The following is a 25,986-nucleotide window of genomic DNA, read 5'->3' on the forward strand; positions in this document are numbered from 1 at the left end:
GCATCGTGGCGCTCAGGTAACTGCTCTTCAGGCTCGCCCCAGGTGCGATTTACCATACGCCCGCGCTGGACAGCTGGCCGCTTTTCAATTTCCTGCGCCCAACGCTGCAGATGGGTATAGGTATGCGCCTCAAGAAACTCTGCGGCATCGTAAACCTTGTTGAGCACCAAAGCGCCATACCATGGCCAGATGGCCATATCTGCGATGGTGTACTCGTCGCCCGCGATATACCGGTTGTCTGCCAACTGGCGATCCAACACGTCCAATTGCCGCTTGACCTCCATGGCGTAGCGATTGATGGGGTACTCGTACTTCTCGGGGGCATAGGTAAAGAAGTGCCCGAAGCCGCCGCCAACAAACGGTGCACTGCCCATCTGCCAGAATAACCAGTTAAGCGTCTGTGTCCGCCCGTCAATATCCTCAGGCAAAAACTGGCCAAACTTTTCTGCTAGGTAAAGCAGAATGGAGCCAGACTCAAACACCCGGACAGCGGGATCCTGGGAGCGGTCCAGCAGGGCCGGAATTTTAGAATTCGGATTAACGCCGACAAACCCGCTACCAAACTGATCGCCCTCTTGGATGCGAATCAACCAGGCATCATATTCGGCGCCACTGACGCCCCGCTCAAGCAGTTCCTCCAACATGATCGTCGCTTTTACACCGTTTGGTGTGGCCAGTGAATACAGTTGCAACGGATGCTTGCCAATGGGCAGTTCTTTCTCGTGAGTCGGGCCTGCAATGGGGCGATTAATATTGGAAAAAGCGCCACCGCTTTCAGATTCCCATTTCCAGACCTTTGGTGGAACGTAGCTTGAATCACTCATAATTATGGATGTTCCTTATTTACTGACGGCTTCGTATGCGAGTGCCATAGAATATTCCGTCGATTAGGTTGTGTATGCAACTCCACGTGCTTCACTATATAGAGACCACCGCACCCCAAGGGAGTCATACGTATGCCAATGATAGGATGGATTTTCCTGCTCATTGCCGTGGCCCTGATCATCGGCAGCCTTGTTGTATTGCGGGACTCTGCCAATAAAACGCACCTCCCTGAAGACAAGATTGATGAGATTCGCAAGCGTAAAGCCGAGCTTGAGGCGCAGGAAAAAGCTGACGATGACCAATGGTAAGCCGGGTTACTGCCTGTCTCCGTAGGCGGAATCTGTTCTTGCGGCCATAATAAAATCGTTTTTGTGCAGACCACCAATCGTATGGGTCCACCAGCTTACGGCCACCTTGCCGTATTCCAGAAGAATGGCCGGATGATGATCTTCGGCCTCAGCCAACTCACCAACCTTGTTGGTAAAGGCCAGGGCATTAACAAAGTTTTTGAATTTGAACTCTTTACATAGCTGCTCTTCGCCGCCCACTTTGACGATGTCCCAGCCCGGAACTTCTTTGCTCAATGCTTGTTTTTCCTCACCGGTGACCCTTGGGGCATCCGCGCTACACGCTTCACAGTGTTGTTCGGTAAATTCACTCATAAAAAGCCTCCAATGCTGACGTTGTTATACAAACGTGGGTTCGGTTGCGCATTTTATCAACCTGCGTCTTGAAATCAGCCCCTCTTCAGAATACTGTATATTTAAACAGTACTTCGAGATTTTATCATGAGCGAGATTCTTAACACGCTGATGCAAGATGCCCGCATCTGGCAGGGGCACAGGCACAACAAAACCACTCAGCCGGCAGAGCCCACGGGCTATCCGGTTCTGGACAACCAGCTCGGAGGCATCGGCTGGCCCCGAGGCGCCCTGAGCGAATGCCTTCTGGACGCCCCCGGCATTGGCGAGCTGTCTCTGTTAACGCCATTGATGCAGCGGCTATCAATGGCAGGCAAAACCGTATTCTGGCTGAACCCACCGCACACGCCTTATGCCCCGGCACTGGCGCGGGAAAATATCAATCTGGATCAGGTGGTCATGATTCACACCCAGAACAAAGGTGATTTACTTTGGACACTGGAGAACTGCTTGCGTTCCCCGGTCACAGGCCTGGTGATGGCCTGGCCCGGCAAGTTGGCGACCCGCGAAATCCGGCGTTTGCAGTTGGCGGCCGAAGCCGGCAGCAATGTCTGCGTGCTTTTTCGTGAACGGCGCTACGCCGAGCAGAATTCCCCGGCCGCCCTGCGCCTTGAACTGGAGCCTGGTGATCAACAGAGCCTGAAGGTGAGCGTTGTGAAGCGCCGCGGCAGTTGGCCCGGCCAACGCTGTTCGCTGGCTATGGCTCGCCGGGCGGGCCTGCTTCATAGTGAAGCGACCCGCGTGGTTCAGGGCCCCTGGCCCACATCGGCCCGGTAATTTTTTATGCTTTGGCTCTATCTGCATTTCCCTCATCTGTTGCTGGATCACATTCGCCGTACCAGTGAAAACGTCTCTGCACTGGTTATTGTGGAGGGTTCGGGGCAAAAAGTGATACAGGCCTGCCCCACTGCACAAAGCATGGGCGTGAAGGTAGGCATGCGCCTGAAAACGGCTATCAGCCTGGCGCCGGAACTGGGCATAGTAAGAGCAGATCAGCAACAAGAGGCCCGAATTCTGGAAGATCAGGCCCGCTGGCTGTATCGCTATGCGGCCCATATTGTTCTGGTTCCGCCTAACGGTTTGCTGGCCGAAGTCGGCAGCCTGCAACGGTTGTATGGCGGGCTGCCGGCGGTTTGGCAAATCGTGGAAGAGGTTTTGCACGAGCGTCAGCTTACAGCTTGGCCGGGCATTGGCCACACACCTCTGGCTGCGCGCCTGATTGCACGTAACGGCAAGGGAGAATGCACCCTCGACAAGAATCATATTCTTCGTATTATCGGCCAGATGCCCTTGTTAACCGCAGAGTTTGACGAGCGCACTTGCACGCGCCTGCAACGGCTTGGGCTGAATACTCTGGACGAGGTGTTCCGTTTATCACCGGCAGACATGGCGCGCAGGCTGTCTCCTGAAACTCTGGCGTATCTCCAGAAAATCCAGGGCTCAAGGCCCGACCCCCAGGCGCCCTGGCAACCGGCCCATTATTTCCGGCAACAGGCAGATTTTGTGCAGGACATTGAACGGTCACAGGGGCTGCTGTTTCCACTGCAACGCATACTCTCTGAGCTGGAAAAGGACCTGTGCTGGCGCCAACAGGATACCGACAGCTTGCTGCTGATGCTTCAGCACCGGCACGCAGAACCAACACGCCTTCGCATCCGCACGTCTGGCCCCGAACACCGAGCAGAAGCGTTTCTCAACCTGATCAGTCTGCGGTTTGAACAACAGCCACTGCAAGCTCCGGTTGTATCATTGCGATTAACCGTAAAACGATTTCTTGGGCGGGAAGCTCCCGGTGGCCAGGACCTGCTGGGCGAAAGCCAGGATCTGAAAGAGGCCTGGCACACCCTGATGAGCCGCCTGCAGGCAAGGCTTGGGGAAAACGCCCTGAAGCAACTTGCACCCAAAGCCGATCACCGGCCCGAACAGGCCTGGAGTGCGTCAGAAGTACGGCGTACAAGCCGCGTGGCGGCAACAACAACCAACCAACTGCCACAACGCCCCTTGTGGCTTCTGCGAGGGCCGCAACCGCTGACGGAAATCCCGCAGGCGTGGTTCACCGGCCCGGAACGGATCAGCGGCGGCTGGTGGGATGATCGACGGGTGCACCGGGATTATTACATTGCTCAACTGAGCAACGGCCAGTTGGCTTGGGTATTCCGGGATGTACGGGAAGGCTGGTTTGTACACGGCTGGTTTGGCTGATGAGCACCCCCTCCTACGCCGAGTTGTTCTGTTTCAGCAACTTCACCTTTCTGACCGGAGCCTCTCACCCCCATGAGCTTGCAGAACGCGCCCTGGAACTTGGGTATACTGCCCTGGCGATCACCGATATCTGCTCGGTGGCAGGCATTCCCCGTGCCTGGGCCGCTTTAAAGGGAAGCCCTGTAAAACTGATTACCGGAAGCTGGTTTGAACTGGAGGATGCCCCGCCCGATGCCAGCACGCCCCGGTTTATTCTTTTGGCCCGAACCCGCAAGAGCTATGGGCAGCTTTGCCAGCTTATAACCACCGCTCGCCGCCGGGCAGAAAAGGGACAGTACCAGCTTTTCCACACAGACGTAGAAACCCATGCTCTGGATGACTGCCTGTGCCTGTGGCTACCGCCCTCAGCGGCTGAAGCCAATGCAGACCAGGCTCAGTCTTGCGGCGAATGGTTACTCCGGCTGTTTGAACACCGCCTCTGGATTGCCGCCGCCCGCACTCTGGAATCCGGCGAGGAACAACACCTGGCCCGTGTCCGCTGGCTCTCTGACCACCTGCGCTGCCCGATTACAGCCACCGGCGAGGTGCATATGCACAGCCGAGAGCGGCAACCGCTGCAGGATGTGCTCGCCGCCTTGCGCAACCACGAAAGCCTGGAAAGCGCCGGCCACTGCCTGTTCCAGAATGGTGAGCGCTACCTGCGGCCGCTGCCAGTACTGCAGCGGCTATTTCCGGAAACCTGGCTGAAAGAATCTCTGTGCATTGCCAAACAGTGCACCTTTGAGCCCGGCAGCCTGCGCTACGAATACCCTCCAGACCTTGTGCCCGAGGGAGACACCCCCGCGGCTTACCTGAAACGGTTGACCCAGGAGGGCGAACGGCAACGTTATCCGGAAGGCACGCCCTTGTCTGTTCAGGCTCTGATCCGCAAAGAACTGGGCCTTATTTCAGAGATGAAATACGAACATTATTTTCTCACCATTCACGACATTGTTGCCTTCGCCCGCAGCCGCGGCATTCTGTGCCAGGGCCGCGGTTCGGCTGCCAACTCCGCAGTGTGCTATTGCCTGGGTATTACTGAAGTAAATCCAGCCCAGGTGGACCTGCTGTTTGAGCGTTTCATTTCCAAAGACAGAGATGAGCCACCGGATATCGACGTGGATTTTGAGCATGAGCGCCGGGAAGAAGTTATTCAGTATATCTACCGCCGATACAGCCGGGAGCGGGCCGCACTGGCCGCAACGGTTATTCGCTATCGCCCCCGCAGCGCCATCCGGGACGTAGGCAAAGCGCTGGGGTTTGATCCGGCCCTGGTGGAGCAACTATTGGAAGGCATTGACTGGCGCGACAAAGCTACCAACTGGCGTCAGCAGATTCTCGATAAACGCCTGACCCGCAACCCAAAGGTTGCCGATCAGTTCTTTGCGTTGGTGAACACCCTGCTCGGCTTTCCCCGCCACCTGTCCCAGCATGTGGGCGGCTTTGTGATCAGCGCCGGGCCGCTGGCCGATCTGGTTCCGGTGGAAAACGCCGCCATGGCCGACCGCACCGTCATCCAATGGGACAAAGACGATCTGGAAAGCCTGGGCCTGATGAAAGTGGACGTGCTCGCACTGGGCATGCTCACCGCTATACGCAAAGCTCTGGAACTGATCAGCAAACAGAAAGGCCAACCCTTGCGAATGCAAGACATACCCCAGGAAGACCCTGCCACCTACAACATGCTGCAAAAAGGCGACAGCATCGGCGTATTCCAGGTGGAATCCCGCGCCCAGATCAACATGCTGCCCAGGTTGAAACCCGCAACCTACTACGACCTGGTGATTGAAGTCGCTATTGTTCGCCCTGGCCCCATTCAGGGCGACATGGTGCATCCTTACTTGCGCCGGAAACATGGGTTGGAACCGGTGAATTATCCCAACGATGCCGTACGTGGCGTGCTCGAGCGCACCTTGGGCGTGCCCATTTTTCAGGAGCAGGTTATCAAACTGGCCATGGTCGCTGCCGGCTTCACGGCCGGCGAAGCCGACAAGCTTCGCCGCGCCATGGCCGCCTGGAAATCTCACGGCGATATGACCCAATTCCGGGAAAAGCTCATTACAGGCATGCTCGACAACGGACACGACGCTGATTTTGCCGAGCGTCTCTACCTGCAAATTTGCGGTTTCGGCGGCTATGGCTTTCCGGAATCCCACGCCGCCAGCTTCGCCTTGCTGGTTTACGTCTCCGCATGGATCAAACGACACCATCCAGCCGCCTTTTACTGCGCCCTTCTCAACAGCCAACCCATGGGGTTTTACTCCCCATCGCAACTGGTACAGGACGCACAGCGCCATGACGTGACCGCGTTACCGCCAGACGTAAACAGTAGTCAGTGGGATCACACTCTGGAAGGCCCCGACGATCAACTGCGCCTGGGTTTGAGAATCATCCAGGGATTTTCAACAGGCGCCGCCGAACGCCTGTGCCAACATCGCCCCGAAACCGGCTACCGGTCTTCCGCTGAATTGCGCCGCTTAGCGGGCCTCAACCAGCGCGAAATGGAACTGCTGGCCGGCGCTAACGCCATGCCGGCCTTCGCCTCTAATCGCCACCAGGCATACTGGCAACTGCTGGGCCACGAACAACCCGCCAAGCTTTTTTCGACAATAATAGAAGCAGCAGAAGACAACGAAAGCTACAAGCACCACGATCCCGAAACCTGCAACCAACTGCCGGAACCCACCGAAGGCCAGAGCGTACTCGCCGACTACGCCAGCCAAGGCCTGACCCTGCAACGCCACCCACTGGCCCTGCTCCGGGAACAGGGCCACTTACAGTTCTGTCTCAGCGCCGAACAACTCAAAACCACCAAAGCCGGCATCCCCGTACAAGTAGCCGGCCTGGTGACCGGCCGCCAACGCCCCGGCACATCCTCCGGCGTTACCTTCGTTACACTGGAAGACGAAACCGGCAACGTTAACGTCGTCGTCTGGCTGGAAACCGCTCGCCGGCAACGCAAACCGTTACTCACCGCGCGACTGTTACACGTGAAAGGTATTCTGGAAAGAGAAGGAGAGATTGTTCACATAATGGCAGGAAAGCTCTCGGACCTGAGCCACCTGATAAAAACGCTCCCGATCAACTCCCGGGATTTTCAGTAAACCCGCACCGGCTCAAACTCCCAAGGCCACGCCCTTAAAAGCAAAAACCCCACCAAACTAACGCATGGCGGGGTTTTCGGTGCAGTGGAGAATGATCAGGTAAGCAGTTTAATCATCACACCCGCTGCAACAGCAGAGCCAATGACACCCGCAACGTTCGGGCCCATGGCGTGCATCAGCAGGAAATTGTGCGGATTCGCCTCAAGACCCACCTTGTTGGACACCCGCGCTGCCATCGGCACAGCAGACACACCCGCAGAGCCAATCAACGGGTTAATTGGCTCCTTGGTGAACTTGTTCATCAGCTTGGCCATCAGAACACCACAAGCCGTACCCACACAAAATGCCGCCATACCCAGCAACAGAATGCCCAGGGTCTGTAAATCCAGGAACTTGTCAGCGCCCAATTTGGAACCCACAGAAAGACCCAGAAAGATGGTCACAATGTTGATCAGCGCATTCTGGGACGCATCGCTCAAACGCTCGACAACGCCACATTCTCGCATCAAATTACCGAAACAGAACATACCCAGTAGTGGCGCCGCATCCGGCAAAAATAAAGCGGTCGCAACCAGCACCACAATCGGGAATATAATTTTTTCCCTCTTGTTCACCGGGCGCAACTGGGACATCTTGATCGCCCGCTCTTTTTTCGTCGTCAACGCCCTCATGATGGGCGGCTGGATCATCGGAACCAGAGCCATATAGGAATACGCGGCAACCGCAATGGCACCTAACAGGTGCGGTGCAAGAATGCTCGACACATAAATGGACGTCGGGCCGTCAGCACCACCGATAATGCCGATCGCCGCTGCCTCAAGAATGGTGAAGTCCATGGCACCGCTCCAGTTGAGCAGTGCTGCACCAATAACGGTACCAAAAATACCGAACTGAGCGGCCGCACCAAGCAGCATTGTTTTCGGGTTAGCCAGCAGCGGACCAAAGTCCGTCATGGCCCCGACACCCATAAAGATTATCAGCGGGGCCGCGCCACTTGCGATAGAAACGGAGTAGAAGTTGTAAAGCATACCGTTGGTATAACCCAAGCTCTGGGCAACGACACCGGCCTGCTGAACCGTTGCATAATCTGCAACCTTGTAAGCCTCCTTGAGCGCCCCCAAAACCTCTGGGGTGACCACCTGCCCTGACTGAAAACCAACGTCCAGAACACTTGCAAGCGCGGCAAGCGCATCCGGATTCGCAAAATGGATCGCATTTTCCGCCGCAGACAGGGCGAGCCCAGCCTCCGGGATGTTCGCCAGAATGCCACCAAAACCAATCGGAACCAGCAGCAACGGCTCAAAGCCCTTACGGATGGCAAGGAACAGCAGAAGAAGACCGACACAGATCATGAAGAACTGGCCGATTGATAGATTAAACAGGCCACTGCCTGTCCACAACGTCATTAATTTATCCATGGAATGCTGGCCCTTTATGCGATTGTCAGCATTTCATCATCAGGAGAGACGGCATCGCCGACCTTGATGAAGACTTCGCCGACGGTGCCGGCCTTAGACGCGCGAATCTCGGTTTCCATTTTCATGGCTTCGAGAATAATCAGCACATCGCCTTCTTCAATGGTGTCACCCGGTGAAACCAGTACCTTGAAAATGTTGCCACCCAGAGGCGCAAGAACAGGCTCGCCTTCACCGGCGGCCGGAAGAGGCGCAGAAGACCCGGCCGATACGGCTCCGCCCTCACCCTGAATCTGGGAAATTTCACCACCTTCAGAAACCGCAACCACGTACTTCTTACCATTAACATCAACGGTATAGGTTTCGGGGCCGCTGGATTTTTTAGCCGGATGTGCATCTTCAGCCGTAGGAACCGGCTCAAAGGCGTCCGGATTGCCGCGATTTTCCAGGAATTTCAGGCCGATCTGCGGAAACAGAGCATAAGTAAGCACATCGTCAACGCTGTTATCCGCCAGCTTGATGCCTTTCTCGTCCGCCATTTTTTTCAATTCGTCGGTCAGTTTGTCCATTTCCGGCTCAATCTGATCGGCCGGACGGCAGGTAATCGCTTCTTTCCCGTCCAGAACGCGCTCCTGAAGCTCCTTGTTGAACGGCGCCGGCGCGGAGCCATATTCGCCCTTCAGAATGGCAGAGGTTTCCTTGGAGATAGACTTGTAACGCTCACCGGTAAGAATGTTCAGAACCGCCTGAGTGCCAACAATCTGGGACGTTGGCGTTACCAACGGGATATATCCCAGATCTTCACGAACCCTGGGGATTTCCGCCAGCACCTCATCAAACCTGTCTGCGGCGTTCTGCTCTTTGAGCTGGCCTTCCATGTTGGTTAGCATGCCGCCAGGAACCTGGGCAATCAGGATGCGGGTATCCGTACCCCGCAGGCTACCTTCGAACTTCGCATACTTCTTGCGCACTTCACGGAAGTAACTGGCAATCTCTTCAAGCAGATTCAGGTCAAGGCCGGTGTCACGGTCTGTACCTTCCAGAATGGCTACGATTGCTTCGGTGGGCGAATGGCCATAGGTCATACTCATTGAAGAGATGGCCGTGTCCACGTTATCAATACCGGCTTCTGCTGCCTTGATGGCGGTGGCGGTAGACATGCCGGTGGTGGCGTGACACTGCATGTGAATCGGGATATCCAGTTCTTTTTTCAGACGGGTGACCAGATCAAAGGCCACATAGGGCTTGAGAATGCCCGCCATGTCCTTGATGGCAATGGAATCCGCGCCCATGTCTGCGACTTCCTTCGCCAGCTCAACCCACATCTCAATGGTGTGCACCGGGCTGGTGGTGTAGGCAATCGTGCCCTGTGCGTGCTTGCCGGTTTTACGCACGGCCTTGATGGCAGTCGCCAGGTTGCGCGGATCGTTCATGGCGTCAAAAATACGGAACACGTCAATGCCATTTTCAGCGGCACGTTCTACAAACCGCTCTACCACGTCATCCGCATAATGCCGGTAGCCCAGCAGATTCTGGCCACGCAGCAGCATTTGCTGAGGCGTATTAGGCATGACTTTTTTCAGTTCACGGATGCGCTCCCAAGGATCTTCACCCAGATAACGGATACAGGAGTCAAAGGTGGCGCCACCCCAGGACTCCAGAGACCAGAAACCAACTTTGTCGAGCTTCTCGGCAATGGGCAGCATGTCGTCGAGCCGCATACGGGTGGCAAGCAGGGACTGGTGGGCGTCGCGAAGTATGACGTCCGTAATCCCCAGCGGTTTCTTTGTATCAGTCATCGTGTCAGCCTTCTCTTTAAAGGTTCTATCTAATCGGTTACCGGGTCACTTCTTGTGGCGCGACCGGAATTGTACAATCGCCTTTTTGATCGCCTCTGCCGTATCAGGATCAACCGATGCCGGTGCCCTGTTTTTGGCACGAGGTGTTTTGGCCGGGGTTACCGGCTCAGGCGGCGCAAACCGGGTAAGCAGTTTGGACATAAGCAGAGTCGCGAATACCAGAACAATCAGAAACGCGAACACGAAACCCATACCCGCAACCATCAGATCGACGGCTTGTGACATCAGCTCATCCATAGTGAATAGCTACCTGTTATTGTTTATGGATTTTCCCGGGAACACTGAAACACCCAAGACGTATGTTCAGGGCGAATCAAAGCCAACCGAGAGGCAAAATCCTGCGTAATTTACCGGTTTCGCACGGTGTGAGCAACCAATATACAAATAGATATACGAACTTTCCGAGTGGTCTCCGACACGCCTGACTCGCCCCAAAAGCCCATAGGCCGGCTTTCAGACCAGCCTGACTCTTAGCTTGCGACCCTTTATTTTCCCATCTTCCAGGCGTTTCATAGCTCGCTTGGCCTGCCCCGCTTCTACGGCAACGAAACACTGAAAATCAAACAGATCGATTTTACCCACAGACTGGCCGTTAAGCCCTGCTTCGCCGGTAAGTGCGCCAAGCACATCACCCGGCCGGAGTTTTTCCTTGCGCCCGGCCGCGATACAAAGGGTTTTCATTGCGGGCACGATTGGTTGCGGTGGAATTGACAGCAAAATCTCCGAGTCGCCCCAAACCACCGGGCGGCCACGCTCGCTTTCAAGACGGTTAATTTTGTGTCCCTGGGCCGGGCTGCACAGAGTAACCGCCAGCCCAGTCTCCCCTGCACGTCCAGTGCGCCCTATACGATGAGTGTGCACTTCGGGGTCCCGAGCCGGCTCGGCGTTGATAACCAGGGGCAAGGCCTTTATGTCCAGCCCGCGGGCGGCCACATCTGTTGCGACCAGCACCTGACAGCTCTGATTTGAAAAACGCACCAGTACACTGTCACGCTCACGCTGCTCCAGATCACCATGCAGAGCCATAGCCGAGAAATCTTGGGCCATAAGCTCTGCTGCCAGCTCATCACACTGTTGCTTCATAGCGCAGAACACCAGGCACGAAGCCGGTTGATGCTCAGATAGCAAACTCACGATGGCACGGGTGCGCTCCGGGGCAGGAATTTCATAAAACAGTTCATGAATATCAGCGTTCGTGCTTTGAGATTCGGCCCGCACGTCTACAGGCTCACGCTGAAAACCTGCGCTGAGTTTTCGAATAGGCTCAGGCCAGGTGGCCGAGAACATCAACGTTTGACGCTGCTTCGGTGTATAGCCAAGAATTTCTTCCATGGCGTCCTGAAATCCCATATCCAGCATTCGGTCTGCTTCATCCAGAACCAGAGTGGTGAGACGCTTCAGATCCAGGGTGCCTTTGCGCAGGTGATCTGCAATCCGTCCCGGCGTGCCCACAACAATATGAGCCCCATGGGCCAGTGAGCCAATCTGTGGGCCGATAGACACGCCACCGCAGAGCGTGAGAACTTTGATATTCTCCTGCGCCCGGGCCATTTCCCGCAGCGCTTTCGCGACCTGATCCGCCAGCTCACGGGTTGGGCACATCACCAGCCCCTGAACCGCAAACAACTTCGGTTTCAGGCTTTCAATAAGCCCGATACCAAAGGCTGCTGTTTTACCACTGCCGGTCTTGGCCATGGCAATCACATCCCGCCCGGCCAGGCAGTGCGGCAGCGCACGGGCCTGAATGTCCGTCGGCTCGGCAAAACCCAACTGGGCAAGATTGGCCTGCATGGCTGCAGACAGATCAAGTTCTTTAAAGGAAGGCATACAAGAAAATCCCGGAATCAGCGATTGCTGGTTAAGAAGGTAAACATGAGGGCGTATACTGTCGCGCTAGAATACCAGAGTTTATGACCAAATAATGGAGTTATCCCATGGCGTCCCTGCAGGATCAGCTATTGAAAGCGGGCCTGGCCGACCAGAAAAAGGCCAAAGCTATTCGCAACGAAAAACACAAGCAGCGCAAACAGCAGCCCAAAGGTACGGTGCAGGTCAATGAAACAGAAATCCGCGCTCGCCAAGCCCGAGACGAAAAAGTCGAGAGCGACCGTCAACTGAACCTTAAACGCCAACAGGAAGCCGAGAAAAAAGCGGTCCAAGCCCAGATTCGCCAGTTGGTGGATACCAATCGGCTGGATCGCAGCCGGGGGGATACGTCTTACCAATTCGTGCACGACAAAAAAATCAAGAAACTGTACGTGGACGACGTCCTGGCTGATCAATTATCACGCGGCCGGCTCGCGATTGTCTTCGTCAATGACCAGTACGAGATTGTCGCCGACGGCGTAGCGCGCAAGATTATCGAGCGCGATGAGCAGGCGGTGGTTGTGCTTCACGATCGCAAAAAAGATGATGTCGGGGAAGATGATCCTTATGCAGGTTATGAAATTCCAGATGACCTGATGTGGTAATGACTTATCTCACGCTTTAAGGAAATACTATGAAACTTGCAACCTTCTTCGGCAACATGAGCATTCGAAGCAAGTTGGCAGGCGGTTTTGCGCTGTTATTGGTGCTCACTATTGTCGTGGGCATTGTTGGCAGCCAGGCGCTGGACACTTACAGCCAGCGCTCCGGCATCGTAGCCATGCTGGGCCAGGTAAATACTGGCCTGACAGAAGCCCGCGTTGAAGAAAAAAACTTTTTGTTGTCAGGTGATGCGGAAAATGTCCGCGCCTCCCGGGCCCACGGCGATGATGTTCTTGAGATCACACGCCGTATCAAACCTCTACTGGTGGTTGATGCAGACCTCGCCGTTCTGGAAAGTATCCAGGCGGACATTGAGAAATATCAGCGACTGATGAGCAATGTGGAATCAAACACCAACCAGCGGCAGGAGTCTCTGAGCAGGCTTGAGACGAAAGCAAGGGTTTTGGGATCCTCTCTCAATGCACACAGTTCGCTGTTTTTTGCATCGGCAATGTTTGAAGACATGCGCCGCTCGGAGCGGAAGTTTCTCGGAGAGCGTGATCCTCTCAGCGTTAAATCCTACCTCGAGGACGCAAAACGGATCCAAGGGCCTTTGAAATCGGCTGCGATCAGCGCAGAGGAAAAAGATCAGGTCATCAAGGCACTGGAATCCTACGTGGACGAATTTCAAGCGGTTGTAGGGCTGACCGAGTCCAGCGAACAGCTTTCACAGGATATGGTCATAACCGCCAGGCGGGTCATCGAATCCGCGAACGGCCTGCGGGAAATTCAGGTGACTAAAATGGAAATCGACCAGAAGCATGCCACCATGTTGATCTTCGGCACAACCGGTGTCGCTGTGCTACTCGGCATTTTGATGGCGTATCTGATCACTCGTGCCATCACGTCCCCCATCAATCATGCGGTGGTCGTCGCTTCGGAAGTTGCCTCCGGCAATTTGTCCATTCGTATCGATAACAACCGCACCGATGAGATAGGCCACCTGATGGCGGCCTTGGCAACTATGGTGAGTAACTTGCGTGAGCTGGTGCGAAGCATTGAATCCGGCGCCACCAATATTGCGGCATCTGCAGAAGAGCTTTCAACCGTTACCAGCCAGACCAGTGATGGCATTAACCGCCAGAAGCATGAAACCGATCAGGTGGCCACGGCGATGAATGAGATGACCGCGACGGTAGCCGAAATTGCCCGCAACGCCGAGCAGGCCTTTACCGTTGCTTCGGATGCGGCCAACCAGGCTACTGAGGGTGAACACGAGGTCAGAGAAACCGTCAATCAAGTGAACAGCCTGACCCAGGAAGTAAACCAGAGCATGGCAATCATTCAAGGCCTACAGAAGGAAACGACCAGCATAGGAACGGTCCTGGATGTGATCAAGACGGTCGCGGAACAAACGAACCTGCTGGCGCTGAATGCTGCCATTGAGGCGGCCCGTGCGGGAGAGCAAGGCCGCGGATTCGCTGTGGTTGCCGACGAAGTGCGCTCCCTGGCCCGTCGAACCCAGAGCTCTGCTCAGGAAATCGAGACACTTGTCACCTCGCTGCAGAATAGTGCGAAGAACTCGGTGTCCGCAATGGAATCCAGCGCGACACTGGCTTCTGATACCCTCACACGGGCCACTGCGACCGGAACATCTATTGAGCGAATCACCCGCTCGGTGGATGAAATCAAGCAGTACAATAACCAGATTGCAACAGCGTCTGAGCAACAAACGTCTGTCGCGGAAGAGATCAATCAGAACGTCACCAGTATTCGTGACGTTACCGATCAATCTGCTGCGTCCTCACATCAGACAGCCCGTTCCAGTTTGGAGCTGGCGAGGCTTGGCAGTGAGTTGCAGGCTCTGGTATCCAGGTTCCGGCTCTGAGCAAACTCAGATTGTCTGTTCATCCCGTGCCTGTTCGTCCAACGCCTCACGGATAGCGCGCACGGCGGCAACCGACTCGGGGTTGTCGCCGTGAACGCACAGGGTATTGGCCTCAAGGAACAACGGTTTGCCATTGATCGCTTGTAGACTCTCGCCGCGGGAAATGGCGAGCACCTGGCGCAGAATCGTATCGGAATCATGATGCACTGCACCGGGCGCGCTCCTGGGTACAAGGTATCCCTGTTCGTCGTACGCACGATCGGCAAACGCCTCCAGCAGTAACTCAACCTTGTATTCAGCGCACAGGGCTTTCAGCGGTTGATTATCGGCCGTCGTCATTGCCATCAACGCCAGTTTTCCCGGAGACTGGCTCAACGCCCTGAGAATGGCCCGCAAAAGAGATTCGTTTCGCATCATGTCGTTGTACAACGCGCCATGAGGCTTGACGTAGCTGAGCTGCCCACCCTGGGCTGCAGCAATTTGGCCCAGCGCACCCACTTGATAAAGCACCATAGCCTGAACTTCATCCGGGCTACACACCATTGAACGTCGCCCAAATCCCTGCAAATCCGGGTAAGCCGGGTGAGCACCCAGTGTTACCTTATGCTTCAGTGCCAGTTCTACCGTTTTATACATAACCAGTGGATCCCCGGCATGGAAGCCGCAGGCGATGTTCGCCTGGTCAACATACGGCATCACCTGATCGTCCAGCCCCATGGTCCAGGCGCCATAGCTTTCACCAATATCGCAATTCAGTAGCATGTCATTCCCCTGTCAAGGTGGATAAATGGATGGCAGCCCAAGCAACCAACCGTTAACAATACCTGTTTCATCATTTCTTAAGTCTACATCAATCCCACCGGGGAACTCATATGCACGCTATTGGGCATATGCCAAGCTCTGGCCCACACCCTCCAAGCCTTCAACACCGGCCGAGCTGCACCGTTTCCCGCTGGTTAAATCATAGACCTTTAAAATAATTTATTGATAATTTATCGGCATTACAATGACGTTTTTCCAACATTTTTTCGTTAATAGGTTTGACAGCCGCTCGCCATACAACTAATTTTGATCAGATAAAGCACAGAACAGATGTCCATTCCGTGCTTTACAAACTACAACAACAGACACAACTGACGTACACCGTGACTGTCAGTGCCAGGAGACAAACATCATGCAAAAAAGCACCAAACTCCCTCGCCAACACGTTGCTTCTGCTCGTTATATGAAGCGTATTGGCGGCGTGCTCACTGCCGCCGCTCTGACGCTGGCGGTTGGCAGCGCCCAGGCCACAGAGTGGGATATGCCCACGCCCTATGGCGATTCCAACTTCCACACCGTCAACATTCGCCAGTTTGCTGACGATGTGCGGGAAGCTACTGACGGCGAACTGGACATTACCGTTCACAGCAGCGGTTCGCTGATCAAACACCCAGAAATCAAAAACTCTGTACGCCGCGGGCTGGTTCCCATTGGCGAATTGATCATGTCGCGCCTTGCAAACGAAGACCCACTGTTTGAAGTTGATTCAGTGCCCTATCTCGCCAGCGATTACGATCAGGCCTGGAAACTATGGCAAGCATCAAAAGGTGTGCTTTCCGAGCGTTTGAAAGCCCAACGCCTGAAGCTTCTTTTTGCCGTGCCCTGGCCCCCTCAGGGCATTTATACCCAGTTCGAGGTGAAAACCGGAGAAGAACTGAAAGGTGTAAAAATGCGCGCTTATAACAAATCCAGCGAACGGCTTGCCGAGTTACTTGGCGCACTACCGACTCAGGTAGAAGTGCCCGATATCCCGACCGCGTTTGGCACAGGCCGCGTTGATGCAATGATCACGTCGCCCTCTACCGGCGCCAATACCCGCGCCTGGGATTACCTCACGAACTTTAACCATGCACAGTTGTGGCTTCCCAAAAACATGGTGATTGTTAACGCAAAAGCGTTTGACAGCCTGCCTGAAGAAACCCAAAAAGCACTCGAAGACGCCGCTAAAGTAGCTGAAAAGCGGGGCTGGGAAGCAAGCAAAGCAGAAACAGACGCCAAGATAAAAATCATGCGTGACAACGGCATTGAGGTGTCTGAGCCTTCGCCTGAGCTGGTCAAGCGCCTGAAAAAGGTTGGCGATACCATGACAGAGGAATGGCTTGAGCGTGCCGGCGAAAGCGGCCAGGCTCTGATTGACGCGTACAACAAGCAGTAATCACGAGGCAGCCCCAGGCACCGGGTAGCCAGTGTCTGGGGCTAGAACCCTTTCTGCCCTGCAATACGGGTCACAACAAGAGGACAAGCCCGTGCGCAGAGCACTCGATGCGTTTTACAGGCTAGGCGGCGCGCTCTCAGCGCTGAGCCTAACACTTATCATGGTAATGATCGTGGCGCAGGTTCTGGGGCGCGTACTCGACAAACTGCTGGTGTGGGCGGGTTTCGATGCTCTGGGACTTAGTATACCCGGGCTTGCTGAAATTGCGGCGTTTTTGCTGCTAGGCGCAACATTTTTTGGTCTTGCCTACACATTCTGGCAAGGCGGACACATCCGCGTCACCCTGGTGCTTCAGTACCTTCCCGAATCCTTACATCGTGTCATGGACATGATGGTCACTCTGGTTGCCACCGCTATTACCGGCTTTGCCACATGGCAGAGCGCTCGCCTGGCACTGGACAGCTTCGATTATGGTGACCTATCAATCGGCATGGTACCCGTACCGCTCTGGATACCGCAGGCTGCCATGACCCTTGGCTTGGCGTGGCTATTGATCGCTTTACTGGACGCTTTTTTTTCGCTCGCCAGCGGCCAGATTACACAACTAAACAACGAAGCACCTCAGGAGTAAGCTCATGGAAATGATCTGGATGAGCTTGTTACTGCTGTGTCTGCTTTTAGTGCTCCTGGCCGGAGGGCTTTGGGTTGCGTTTTCATTAACCGCCATCGGTTGCATTGCGCTGTATTTTTTCAGCGGTATCCCGGTAGGCGACAGTCTTTCTACAGCGTTTTACAGCGCCAGCGTATCCTGGGATCTGGCCGCGCTGCCAATGTTTATCTGGATGGGCGAAGTTCTGTTTCGCTCGCGTCTATCCGAAGAGATGTTCCGCGGCATTTCCCCCTGGGTCGGCAAGGTGCCCGGGAAACTGCTGCACACCAACATCATCGGCTGCGGTATTTTCGCGGCGATCTCCGGATCATCAGCCGCGACTGCCGCGACCATCGGTAAAATGTCCATACCGGAACTCACCAAGCGTGGTTATAACAAGAACCAGATTCTGGGAACGCTGGCCGGATCGGCCACTCTGGGGCTGCTGATTCCGCCTTCGATTATTCTGATTGTTTACGGAGTGGCAACGGAACAGTCCATCGCCCGCCTCTTCGTGGCGGGGATCCTTCCCGGTTTGATGCTGATGTTTCTGTTCGCGGGCTACGTGATGATCTGGTCACTGATGAACCCGTCCGGGGTGCCGGTGGGCGAGGCCGAATCCTTCTCGTTCAAGGAAAAAGTGCAACGCAGCCGGCCCCTTATTCCGGTGATGTTGCTGATTGTCGGGGTGATTGGCTCAATCTATGCGGGTCTGGCGTCCCCCACAGAATCGGCCGCTATAGGTGTCGCTCTGGCGCACCTTCTGTCGTGGAAAAGCGGCTCATTGAACTGGAACACCTTCTCAAACGGCCTGATGGGTACCGTTAAAACCTCATCAATGATTGCGTTCATTCTTGTAGGCGCGCACTTCCTGACGACCGCGATGGGCTTTACAGGTATTCCGCGGGAGCTCGCCGCCTGGATTGACACCCTGGGCCTGTCACCTTACATGCTGTTGATGGCACTGACTCTGTTTTTCATTCTTCTGGGATGCTTTCTGGACGGCATCTCGGTTGTGGTGCTGACCACATCCGTGATTCTGCCAATGGTAGAGGCCGCCGGCATTGATCCTCTGTGGTTTGGCATCTACCTCGTCATCGTTGTAGAGATGAGCCAGATTACGCCGCCGGTGGGTTTCAATCTGTTCGTGATTCAAGGCCTGACCGGGGAAAACATTTTGCGAATCGCCTGGGCAGCGCTGCCCTACTTCCTTTTGATCCTCAGTGGCGTGATTCTCATCACCCTGTTCCCGGCAATCGTGACGTATCTGCCCAGCAAGATGGGCAACTGATAAAGTCTTGAGCGGATAATCCAAAGCAACACAATTGATAAAGAGCACTTGCTTGATCATGAAAAAAACCAATGATACCCCGCAGGATTCGGATAACAGCAGCACGCATCGTAAAGTGGGCCCTATCGTATCGTCCGCCCACCTCGCCTCTAACAGCGCAATGGAATTGTCTGAGCTGGAGTTCGGGCTGATTGTTGCCGGCAACGCGTTTAACCGATGGATGGTGCGCTGCATGAACGCAGCCGGCTTACCCGAATTAAGCCCGCTGGACATTCTGGTTTTGCACAGCGCGAACCATCGTGACCGCGCCAAGAAAACGGCTGATATCTGCCTGGTGCTGAACGTAGAAGACAGCCATACCGTGACCTACGCGCTCAAGAAGCTGTTAAAACACGAGGTGGTCAAATCGGAAAAACACGGTAAAGAGACCTTTTATTCAGCCACAGAAAAGGGCAAAGCGGTATGCCGTCGTTATCGCGAAATACGTGAAGAGTGCCTGGTGGATTCGTTACGAACGCTGGGATTCTCGGGCGCCGACACCGGAGCAGTGGCAGGCTTCCTGAGGGGCATATCCGGGCTTTACGATCAGGCGGCGCGCTCTGCGGCGTCACTGTAAGTTGTTACGCCCGGAAGGCGCCCACAAGGCCATTTGAGCCCGGGCCATATCAAACGGCGTGGTTGTGCGGCCCTCCTCCTTATACCCGCGCACGTGAAGATTATGATGATTGGTGCGGCTGTAGAGTCATCAGATCAACCACATTAATCACCCGGACTCTGAGCTCAGGGCATACTGGCTCAGTATGTCGACAGCCGCTAAACGGATCACACGCCTATTTACCATAGCACTTCAAGTGACATCGAACACAATGCAAAACGCCCCAACCTGTGGAGTGCACAAGCTGAGGCGCTTTGGCTTTAATTTGGCGCGGCTGGGAGGATTCGAACCTCCGACCGCTCGGTTCGTAGCCGAGTACTCTATCCAGCTGAGCTACAGCCGCCTAACGTCTTTCACTCGAGATCGGGCAGAGCCTTTTCAAGAGGGTATTGCAAGTAGTGGCGCGGCTGGGAGGATTCGAACCTCCGACCGCTCGGTTCGTAGCCGAGTACTCTATCCAGCTGAGCTACAGCCGCGCATTGATCACTTACTGTGGTTGATTGCTAGTTCAACCTGTTCTGCTTTTCTTTCTAAAAAAGAAAATGGCGGAGAGGGAGGGATTCGAACCCTCGGTACACTTTCGCGTACGGTTCCTTAGCAGGGAACTGGTTTCAGCCACTCACCCACCTCTCCTTGAGAACGGGGCGTATACTACCATAATTTTTCTGTTTTCATAGGGTTGACACAATTTTTTTAACTTACCTTTCCCCCAAAAACAAAAAAACCGCTCGGGTCACACCTGAACGGCCTTTCTCAATGCTCAGCTGTTGCCAGGCTCCGGCTCATCCCCGTCTTTTTCAGATTGGATACGCTGATAAATTTCTTCCCTGTGCACTGCAACTTCTTTCGGCGCATTCACACCAATCCGCACCTGATTACCCTTCACTCCCAGCACGGTAACGGTAACATCGTCACCGACCATGAGAGTTTCACCAACGCGGCGAGTTAAGATCAACATGTCCCTTATCCCCTATTCAGAGCTACCTGTTCCGACAAGTAATGTTTTAATTAGTTCGACGTTTATAGTGACGCCACTGGTTAATCGACAGACGCATATTCCCTTATACGGCTGCATACGATCAGAAGCCCAAAAAGCGCGTCTCTTTTTTACAGGGTTTCTTCTACCCCGGGTTTGTCGAGCTCGAACGCACTGTGAAGGGCTCGAACCGCAAGCTCAAGATATTTCTCGTCAATCACCACAGAGATCTTGATTTCTGATGTGGAGATCATTTGAATGTTAATGCCCTCAACCGAAAGCGCTTCAAACATCTTGGTCGCAACACCCGCATGAGAACGCATCCCTACCCCAACAATACTGACCTTCGCAATCTTGGTATCGCCACTAACCTCACGGGCACCCAGTTCGTCCGCAACACGTTGAAGCACTTCTTTCGCGCGCTTGAAATCGTTGCGGTGAACGGTAAACGTGAACGCCGTGCGGTTATCTTCACCCACGTTCTGAACAATCATGTCCACATCGATGTTCGCTTCGCTCACCGGTTTCAGAATACGGAGTGCGCTGCCCGGGGTGTCAGGCACACCCGAGATCGTAACTTTGGCTTCATCACGGTTAAAAGCGATGCCGGAGACAACCGGTTTTTCCATGGCGTTAGTTTCCTCAAGAGTAATCAGAGTGCCCTCACCTTCCTCGAAGCTGGAGAGAACCCTTAACGGAACGTTGTATTTACCCGCGAACTCTACGGCGCGAATCTGCAGTACTTTGGAACCCAGGCTCGCCATTTCCATCATTTCTTCGAACGTAATCCGATCCAGGCGACGCGCTGTGTCCACCACCCTTGGATCGGTGGTGTAAACGCCGTCTACATCCGTGTAGATCTGGCACTCATCCGCCTTTAACGCAGCCGCAAGGGCAACCGCCGTTGTGTCTGAGCCACCCCGGCCCAGGGTGGTAATGTTGCCATTTTCATCAACTCCCTGAAAACCAGCCACTACCACCACGCGGCCAGCATTCAGATCGTCGCGCATGCGATGATCGTCGATTTCGCTGATGCGCGCTTTGGTGTGCATGCTGTCTGTCAGTATGCGAACCTGAGGCCCGGTATACGAGCGAGCATCGCACCCACGCTTCTGCAGAGCCATGGAAAGAAGCGCAATCGTGACCTGCTCTCCGGTAGAGACCAGAACGTCCATCTCGCGGGGCGTGGGCTCTTCCATTATAGCGTTAGCCAACGCGATCAACCGGTTGGTTTCGCCGCTCATGGCAGAAACAACGACAACAACATCATGGCCTTGTTTGCGGAAGCCGCACACCTTTTCCGCAACGGCTTCTATACGCTCAGTAGTGCCTACTGAGGTGCCACCATATTTCTGAACCAACAGAGCCATCGTTTTTCCAGTTTGCGAATCAGAGAACGACAGCAGAGCGCGAAGCCCTGCCAATCAAAAAACAAGCGGCCAGAATTATAAACCCCGACCGCTTAAGAAAAACAGTCGCTTAGTTGATATTTTTCTCAACCCACCCCGGCACGCCGGCAAGCGCTTCTGCAAGCTTCGAGGCGTCGTTGCCGCCACCCTGAGCCATATCAGGCCGGCCGCCGCCTTTGCCATCAACCAATTCAGCCAGATGCTTCATCAGATCGCCCGCTTTAATTCTGCCGGTTGCCGACTTGGTGACGCCTGCCACAAGAGTCACCTTCCCGTCATCAACGCTGGCAAGCACAACCACGCCCTCACCCAGCTTGTTCTTGAGCTGGTCAGCGGTTTCCATAAGCGTCTTGCGGTCTGCGCCCTGGAGCTCTGAAGCAACCACCTTCAAACCGGCCACTTCTACAGCAGAATCTGCAAGATCGCTTCCTGCGGAGCTGGCGAGCTTTGCCTTGAGCGCATCGATGTCCTTCTCGAGTTGCCGGTTACGCTCGATCGTTTGCTGCACCTTGTCGATAACCGTTTCACGGCTGCCTTTCACCAGGCGAGCCGTTTCCCGCAAAGTACGCTCGGTTTCATCCACCCACTCAAGCGCGCCGAAACCGGTAACCGCCTCAATGCGACGAACACCGGAGGAAATACCGTTCTCCGATATGATGCGAAACAGGCCGATATCACCGGTGCGCTCCACATGTGTACCGCCGCACAACTCCACGGAATAGCTGTCCGATCCCATACTCAGCACGCGCACAACGTCGCCATACTTTTCACCAAACAAAGCCATAGCGCCTTTCTCCTGCGCCTGCTCCATGTCGGTAATGTCGGTTTGCACCGCCGTATTATCGAGAATCTGCTCATTGACCTGTCGCTCGATTTCTTTCAGCTCCTCAGGCGTAACCGCCTCGAAGTGCGAAAAGTCGAAACGCAGCTTGTCGGGATCAACGAGCGAGCCCTTCTGCCCAACGTGCTCGCCCAAAACCCTGCGCAGAGCTGCGTGCAACAAGTGCGTTGCAGAGTGATTACGCCGGGTTCTGTCTCGTCGGGCGTGATCAATGCGAGCATCTACTTCCAGACCCTGAAACAGCTCACCCTCGATAAGAGTGCCTACGTGCAGGTGGTTGTCGCCGTCTTTGCGGGTGTCGGTAACCTTGAAGCGGCCACCGCTCCAGGTCAGCAACCCTGTGTCACCCACCTGGCCACCGGATTCGGCGTAAAACGGCGTGCGCTCCAGCACCACAACGGCTTCATCGCCGGCTTCTGCGCTTTTCCGTTCGCCGTTAACGATAACCGCCCGGATGCGCTCGTGGCCATCAATCTGGTCGTAACCGGTAAATTCGGTTTTGCCGTCAATGCCCAAACCCGCCGCGTTGTAATCCATGCCAAATTTGCTGGCCGCTCTGGCTCGTTCACGCTGGCCCTCCATGGCCTTTTCATAACCTTCATAGTCCAGCGTCAAGCCGCGCTCACGGGCTATATCGTTCGTAAGATCCACCGGGAAGCCGAAGGTGTCGTACAACGTGAAGATGGTTTCCCCCGGAATAACCTCGCCTTCGAGTTCAGCAATATCCTGTTCGAGAAGCCGCAGGCCTTTATCCAGAGTTTTTACAAACTGCTCTTCTTCTTGCAGCAACACTCTTTCGATCTGCTTCTGACTGCTGATCAGTTGCGGAAATGCCTCGCCCATCAAGTTAACCAACGCGCCGGTTAACTTGTAGAAGAACGGGCCGGTGGCACCCAACTTATTACCATGGCGCGCGGCACGCCGAATGATGCGCCTCAGCACAAAACCACGGCCTTCATTGGAGGGCATAACGCCATCGGAAATCAGAAACGCACAAGACCGGATATGATCAGCCACCACACGCAAACTGGCCTCTGTGGTTGCAGCGCCGCCGAGCACGTGGGACGCAGCGTTCAAAAGATCGTCAAACAGATCAATTTCATAATTGCTGTGCACGCCCTGCAAAACGGCCGTTACTCGCTCCAAACCCATGCCCGTATCAACGGAAGGTTTTGGCAGGTTAAGCATTTCACCATCGGCGGTTCGGTTGTACTGCATGAAGACCACGTTCCAGATCTCAATGTAGCGATCGCCGTCTTCCTCAGGGCTCCCCGGAGGACCACCCGCCACGTCCGGGCCATGATCGTAAAAAATTTCGGTACACGGGCCGCAGGGGCCGGTATCACCCATTTGCCAGAAGTTATCCGAGGCGTAGCGGGCGCCGCCGTTGTCGCCAATGCGGATAATGCGATCTGCGGGCACACCTACTTCTTTGTTCCAGATGTCGTATGCTTCGTCATCGTCTGCATAGACCGTTACCCACAGCTTTTCAGACGGCAGGTTCAGCCATTCAGCGCCGGTCAGAAACGTCCACGCATAATTAATTGCTTCGCGTTTGAAGTAATCGCCGAAGCTGAAGTTACCCAGCATTTCGAAAAAAGTGTGATGGCGTGCTGTATAGCCAACATTCTCCAGATCGTTGTGTTTACCACCGGCACGGACACATTTCTGGGAGCTGGTCGCGCGGCTGTAGTCCCGCTCCTCACGGCCAAGGAACACATCTTTAAACTGGTTCATTCCCGCATTGGTAAACAACAGTGTCGGATCATCCACCGGCACCAGAGAGCTGCTTGAAACAATGGAGTGACCTTGCTGTTTGAAATAATCGAGAAATGCCTGTCGCAACTCTGCGGTTTTCATAGCCCTTTGATACCTTTCAAGAAATCCCACCTGAAAACGGCCGGATCCGCGATTGAATACGAATACTTACACGGGTGCGTAAATCCGCTACTCTAGCACACGCCGGTTACAGGAAAAACGTGAAACATCACAGGAGATCCCATGCCCCGACGCTTCCACGCCGCTGATGAACTGCTGCCCCCGGCGACATTTCTCAAAAGATTACTTGCCATTACCTATGACGGGCTGATCAGTATCGCAGTGCTTCTGGTTACCACCTGGGCGTACACCATGATTACCGGCTGGATTACGGGATGGGATCGCCTTGAACAAAAAGCGGAAGCGGGCCAGTTATCCGGTGATCCGGGCCTGACGTTCGTGCTGTTTCTGGTGATGTACCTGTTCTTTGCCTATTTCTGGACACGCATCGGACAAACACTCGGCATGCAGGTATGGCGTATACGCATAGAAAATCTGGACGGCTCCAACGTGAGCTGGAGCCAGGCCCTTCGCCGTTACGTAACGGCCGCTGCGGTATTATTCACGACGCTGCTGGCCGGCTATTATCTCAGTTCAGCAACACTGCTTTTGAGTGTTCCGGTGATTATCGCTCTGTTTTTGCCTGTGAACGGCCTTTCGCTTACCGACAAGTTTTCCAACAGCATCGTTGTAGCCTTGCCTAAATAATCCAAGGCAGGCTTAACTCGGCCAAAGGGATCTTGCGGCTAACCGGCTCTGCGCATCAACACCACACCCGCAACCGCATTCACCGCAATCGGTACGAGAACGGCAAGCACCGGGTTAAAACCGTAGACCAGGCTCATGGGGCCCAACAGATCCTGCATATATTTGAAAATCAGCCCTACAAGCAAGCCTGAAAACACACGGAAACCCATGGTTACCGAGCGTAAGGGCCCGAAGATAAACGAAATGGCGACCAGCACCATTACCCCGGTACCCAGCGGCATCAGTGCTTTTTTCCAAAAAGCCAGCCAGTAGGGAGCGCCATTCAACGCCTGGTCGCCAAGATAATTGGCGTAGGTGTAAAGGCCGGTCATTGAGAGGTTTTCAGGCTTGACGATCAACACACTCAACACATCGGGCGACAGCCCGGTGTCCCAGCGCAAAGACTTATGCTCTTCACGGCTTGTGGAATCGCCTTCAAGGCGTGTGGTGGTGGAGTTCTCCAACATCCAGTGATCGCCCTTATACGTCGCCCGCTCTGCAAAACTGGACGCCATCAACTCACGCTGATCGTTGAAATGGAACAAGGAAATGCCGAGCAGTACACCGCCAGGCTGCACGGCATTAAGATGCATGAACGTATTGCCCTCGCGGTGCCATACCCCATGGGCTGCTGCAACATTCTGGCCAGTGCCAAGCGCAACGGACTTATAGCTTTCGGCAGCTCGTTCGGCCGGTGGCGCCAGGTATTCACCAATCACAATGCCGAGCAGGACCACCACCAACGCCGGCTTCATAGCCGACCAGACAACCCGTTTGAGAGACACGCCGGCAGCACGGATAACCGTAAGCTCGGAGGAGCTGGCCATGGCCCCCAAGCCTATCAGGCATCCCATAAAGGCACCCAACGGCAGATAGTCATATACCCTGCGCGGCAGCGTAA

Annotated in this window: 22 protein-coding genes, 3 tRNA genes and 1 pseudogene; 11 read left to right on the forward strand and 15 right to left on the reverse strand. The window is 54.8% G+C overall.

Annotated elements, in window-relative coordinates; translation table 11 throughout:
• A partial coding sequence (gene yghU / locus ENI00_RS16180) for a glutathione-dependent disulfide-bond oxidoreductase (protein ID WP_304104603.1) occupies positions 1-824 on the reverse strand: 824 nt, incomplete at its 3' end.
• Positions 825-956: 132 nt separating this feature from the next.
• Between yghU and ENI00_RS16185 the strand changes: the two genes are divergently transcribed.
• Positions 957-1,133: a DUF2897 family protein gene (locus ENI00_RS16185; protein ID WP_304104605.1), complete on the forward strand. Its 177-nt coding sequence runs from the start codon at positions 957-959 to the stop codon at positions 1,131-1,133.
• 6 nt (positions 1,134-1,139) lie between these two features.
• Here ENI00_RS16185 and ENI00_RS16190 read toward each other — a convergent pair whose 3' ends face one another.
• Positions 1,140-1,487 (reverse strand): 4a-hydroxytetrahydrobiopterin dehydratase, encoded by a 348-nt coding sequence (locus ENI00_RS16190; RefSeq protein ID WP_304104607.1) that lies wholly within the window; start codon positions 1,485-1,487, stop codon positions 1,140-1,142.
• 126 nt (positions 1,488-1,613) lie between these two features.
• On the opposite strand from ENI00_RS16190, the gene imuA reads away from it, so the two are divergent.
• From imuA to ENI00_RS16205, 3 genes are read left to right on the forward strand one after another with little or no spacing between them, the layout of a single operon-like run.
• Positions 1,614-2,303, forward strand: coding sequence for a translesion DNA synthesis-associated protein ImuA (gene imuA / locus ENI00_RS16195; protein WP_304104609.1), 690 nt, complete (start codon positions 1,614-1,616; stop codon positions 2,301-2,303).
• A 6-nt stretch (positions 2,304-2,309) separates the two neighbouring features.
• A complete protein-coding gene (locus tag ENI00_RS16200) occupies positions 2,310-3,728 on the forward strand; it encodes a Y-family DNA polymerase (RefSeq protein WP_304104611.1) in 1,419 nt (472 codons plus the stop codon).
• Positions 3,728-6,871: an error-prone DNA polymerase gene (locus ENI00_RS16205; RefSeq protein ID WP_304104613.1), complete on the forward strand. Its 3,144-nt coding sequence runs from the start codon at positions 3,728-3,730 to the stop codon at positions 6,869-6,871. Before ENI00_RS16200 ends, ENI00_RS16205 begins: the two co-directional genes overlap by 1 nt.
• A 95-nt stretch (positions 6,872-6,966) precedes the next feature.
• Here ENI00_RS16205 and ENI00_RS16210 read toward each other — a convergent pair whose 3' ends face one another.
• From ENI00_RS16210 to dbpA, 4 genes are all read right to left on the reverse strand, one after another.
• A complete protein-coding gene (locus ENI00_RS16210) occupies positions 6,967-8,289 on the reverse strand; it encodes a sodium ion-translocating decarboxylase subunit beta (protein ID WP_304104615.1) in 1,323 nt (440 codons plus the stop codon).
• A 14-nt stretch (positions 8,290-8,303) separates the two neighbouring features.
• Complete coding sequence (gene oadA / locus ENI00_RS16215) at positions 8,304-10,085, reverse strand: sodium-extruding oxaloacetate decarboxylase subunit alpha (RefSeq protein WP_304104616.1); 1,782 nt, start codon at positions 10,083-10,085, stop codon at positions 8,304-8,306.
• Positions 10,086-10,130: 45 nt separating this feature from the next.
• A complete protein-coding gene (locus ENI00_RS16220; RefSeq protein ID WP_304104618.1) occupies positions 10,131-10,382 on the reverse strand; it encodes an OadG family protein in 252 nt (83 codons plus the stop codon).
• Positions 10,383-10,598: 216 nt separating this feature from the next.
• Positions 10,599-11,972, reverse strand: a complete 1,374-nt coding sequence (gene dbpA / locus ENI00_RS16225; RefSeq protein ID WP_304104620.1) for an ATP-dependent RNA helicase DbpA — start codon at positions 11,970-11,972, stop codon at positions 10,599-10,601.
• A 107-nt stretch (positions 11,973-12,079) separates the two neighbouring features.
• Here dbpA and ENI00_RS16230 point away from each other — a divergent pair, with 107 nt between their 5' ends.
• Both ENI00_RS16230 and ENI00_RS16235 read left to right on the forward strand, forming a co-directional pair.
• The gene (locus ENI00_RS16230; protein ID WP_304104622.1) at positions 12,080-12,616 is read left to right on the forward strand and encodes a DUF2058 domain-containing protein; all 537 of its coding nucleotides are present in this window, start codon (positions 12,080-12,082) and stop codon (positions 12,614-12,616) included.
• A gap of 29 nt (positions 12,617-12,645) precedes the next feature.
• Positions 12,646-14,502, forward strand: coding sequence for a HAMP domain-containing methyl-accepting chemotaxis protein (locus tag ENI00_RS16235; protein ID WP_304104624.1), 1,857 nt, complete (start codon positions 12,646-12,648; stop codon positions 14,500-14,502).
• 6 nt (positions 14,503-14,508) lie between these two features.
• On the opposite strand, the gene ENI00_RS16240 is transcribed toward ENI00_RS16235, so the two are convergent.
• Positions 14,509-15,264 (reverse strand): 5-oxoprolinase subunit PxpA, encoded by a 756-nt coding sequence (locus ENI00_RS16240; protein ID WP_304104626.1) that lies wholly within the window; start codon positions 15,262-15,264, stop codon positions 14,509-14,511.
• 412 nt (positions 15,265-15,676) lie between these two features.
• Between ENI00_RS16240 and ENI00_RS16245 the strand changes: the two genes are divergently transcribed.
• From ENI00_RS16245 to ENI00_RS16260, 4 genes are all read left to right on the forward strand, one after another.
• Positions 15,677-16,699 carry a TRAP transporter substrate-binding protein gene (locus tag ENI00_RS16245; RefSeq protein WP_304104628.1) on the forward strand — a complete coding sequence of 341 codons (1,023 nt, stop codon included), beginning with the start codon at positions 15,677-15,679 and terminating at the stop codon, positions 16,697-16,699.
• Between the two features lie 91 nt (positions 16,700-16,790).
• Positions 16,791-17,330, forward strand: coding sequence for a TRAP transporter small permease (locus ENI00_RS16250; protein ID WP_304104630.1), 540 nt, complete (start codon positions 16,791-16,793; stop codon positions 17,328-17,330).
• 4 nt (positions 17,331-17,334) lie between these two features.
• The gene (locus ENI00_RS16255) at positions 17,335-18,639 is read left to right on the forward strand and encodes a TRAP transporter large permease (protein ID WP_304104632.1); all 1,305 of its coding nucleotides are present in this window, start codon (positions 17,335-17,337) and stop codon (positions 18,637-18,639) included.
• A gap of 58 nt (positions 18,640-18,697) precedes the next feature.
• Positions 18,698-19,255: a winged helix DNA-binding protein gene (locus ENI00_RS16260; protein WP_304104635.1), complete on the forward strand. Its 558-nt coding sequence runs from the start codon at positions 18,698-18,700 to the stop codon at positions 19,253-19,255.
• On the opposite strand, the pseudogene ENI00_RS18820 reads toward ENI00_RS16260, so the two are convergent.
• The 7 genes and pseudogenes from ENI00_RS18820 to alaS form a co-directional block, all read right to left on the reverse strand.
• Positions 19,247-19,385: pseudogene (locus ENI00_RS18820) on the reverse strand (hypothetical protein). The gene ENI00_RS16260 and the pseudogene ENI00_RS18820 overlap by 9 nt on opposite strands.
• Before the next feature lie 175 nt (positions 19,386-19,560).
• A tRNA-Arg gene (locus ENI00_RS16270) sits at positions 19,561-19,637 on the reverse strand.
• 56 nt (positions 19,638-19,693) lie between these two features.
• Positions 19,694-19,770 (reverse strand) — tRNA-Arg (locus tag ENI00_RS16275).
• A 67-nt stretch (positions 19,771-19,837) separates the two neighbouring features.
• A tRNA-Ser gene (locus ENI00_RS16280) sits at positions 19,838-19,927 on the reverse strand.
• A gap of 127 nt (positions 19,928-20,054) precedes the next feature.
• A complete protein-coding gene (gene csrA, locus ENI00_RS16285) occupies positions 20,055-20,252 on the reverse strand; it encodes a carbon storage regulator CsrA (protein ID WP_100640407.1) in 198 nt (65 codons plus the stop codon).
• A 149-nt stretch (positions 20,253-20,401) separates the two neighbouring features.
• Entirely contained in the window at positions 20,402-21,640 is a 1,239-nt protein-coding gene (locus ENI00_RS16290) for an aspartate kinase (protein WP_304104638.1), read from the reverse strand.
• A gap of 109 nt (positions 21,641-21,749) precedes the next feature.
• Positions 21,750-24,380 carry an alanine--tRNA ligase gene (alaS, locus tag ENI00_RS16295; RefSeq protein ID WP_304104639.1) on the reverse strand — a complete coding sequence of 877 codons (2,631 nt, stop codon included), beginning with the start codon at positions 24,378-24,380 and terminating at the stop codon, positions 21,750-21,752.
• Between the two features lie 141 nt (positions 24,381-24,521).
• Here alaS and ENI00_RS16300 point away from each other — a divergent pair, with 141 nt between their 5' ends.
• Positions 24,522-25,046, forward strand: coding sequence for an RDD family protein (locus ENI00_RS16300; RefSeq protein ID WP_304104641.1), 525 nt, complete (start codon positions 24,522-24,524; stop codon positions 25,044-25,046).
• Positions 25,047-25,084: 38 nt separating this feature from the next.
• Here the strand turns inward: ENI00_RS16300 and lptG are convergent.
• The coding region (lptG, locus tag ENI00_RS16305) for an LPS export ABC transporter permease LptG (protein ID WP_304104643.1) at positions 25,085-25,986 on the reverse strand (902 nt) is incomplete at its 5' end.

The organism is Marinobacter antarcticus, from assembly GCF_011049865.1.
GTDB lineage: Bacteria > Pseudomonadota > Gammaproteobacteria > Pseudomonadales > Oleiphilaceae > Marinobacter > Marinobacter antarcticus_A.

Excerpts from the sequence above, each read along its gene's own strand:
- ENI00_RS16235 (WP_304104624.1), top strand. The coding sequence starts at position 12,646 with ATGAAACTTGCAACCTTCTTCGGCAACATGAGCATTCGAAGCAAGTTG.
- ENI00_RS16190 (WP_304104607.1), bottom strand. The coding sequence starts at position 1,487 with ATGAGTGAATTTACCGAACAACACTGTGAAGCGTGTAGCGCGGATGCC.
- ENI00_RS16185 (WP_304104605.1), top strand. The coding sequence starts at position 957 with ATGCCAATGATAGGATGGATTTTCCTGCTCATTGCCGTGGCCCTGATC.
- ENI00_RS16200 (WP_304104611.1), top strand. The coding sequence starts at position 2,310 with ATGCTTTGGCTCTATCTGCATTTCCCTCATCTGTTGCTGGATCACATT.
- alaS (WP_304104639.1), bottom strand. The coding sequence starts at position 24,380 with ATGAAAACCGCAGAGTTGCGACAGGCATTTCTCGATTATTTCAAACAG.
- ENI00_RS16220 (WP_304104618.1), bottom strand. The coding sequence starts at position 10,382 with ATGGATGAGCTGATGTCACAAGCCGTCGATCTGATGGTTGCGGGTATG.
- ENI00_RS16300 (WP_304104641.1), top strand. The coding sequence starts at position 24,522 with ATGCCCCGACGCTTCCACGCCGCTGATGAACTGCTGCCCCCGGCGACA.
- ENI00_RS16230 (WP_304104622.1), top strand. The coding sequence starts at position 12,080 with ATGGCGTCCCTGCAGGATCAGCTATTGAAAGCGGGCCTGGCCGACCAG.
- dbpA (WP_304104620.1), bottom strand. The coding sequence starts at position 11,972 with ATGCCTTCCTTTAAAGAACTTGATCTGTCTGCAGCCATGCAGGCCAAT.
- ENI00_RS16255 (WP_304104632.1), top strand. The coding sequence starts at position 17,335 with ATGGAAATGATCTGGATGAGCTTGTTACTGCTGTGTCTGCTTTTAGTG.
- ENI00_RS16205 (WP_304104613.1), top strand. The coding sequence starts at position 3,728 with ATGAGCACCCCCTCCTACGCCGAGTTGTTCTGTTTCAGCAACTTCACC.
- oadA (WP_304104616.1), bottom strand. The coding sequence starts at position 10,085 with ATGACTGATACAAAGAAACCGCTGGGGATTACGGACGTCATACTTCGC.
- imuA (WP_304104609.1), top strand. The coding sequence starts at position 1,614 with ATGAGCGAGATTCTTAACACGCTGATGCAAGATGCCCGCATCTGGCAG.
- ENI00_RS16245 (WP_304104628.1), top strand. The coding sequence starts at position 15,677 with ATGCAAAAAAGCACCAAACTCCCTCGCCAACACGTTGCTTCTGCTCGT.
- csrA (WP_100640407.1), bottom strand. The coding sequence starts at position 20,252 with ATGTTGATCTTAACTCGCCGCGTTGGTGAAACTCTCATGGTCGGTGAC.
- ENI00_RS16290 (WP_304104638.1), bottom strand. The coding sequence starts at position 21,640 with ATGGCTCTGTTGGTTCAGAAATATGGTGGCACCTCAGTAGGCACTACT.
- ENI00_RS16240 (WP_304104626.1), bottom strand. The coding sequence starts at position 15,264 with ATGCTACTGAATTGCGATATTGGTGAAAGCTATGGCGCCTGGACCATG.
- ENI00_RS16210 (WP_304104615.1), bottom strand. The coding sequence starts at position 8,289 with ATGGATAAATTAATGACGTTGTGGACAGGCAGTGGCCTGTTTAATCTA.
- ENI00_RS16260 (WP_304104635.1), top strand. The coding sequence starts at position 18,698 with ATGAAAAAAACCAATGATACCCCGCAGGATTCGGATAACAGCAGCACG.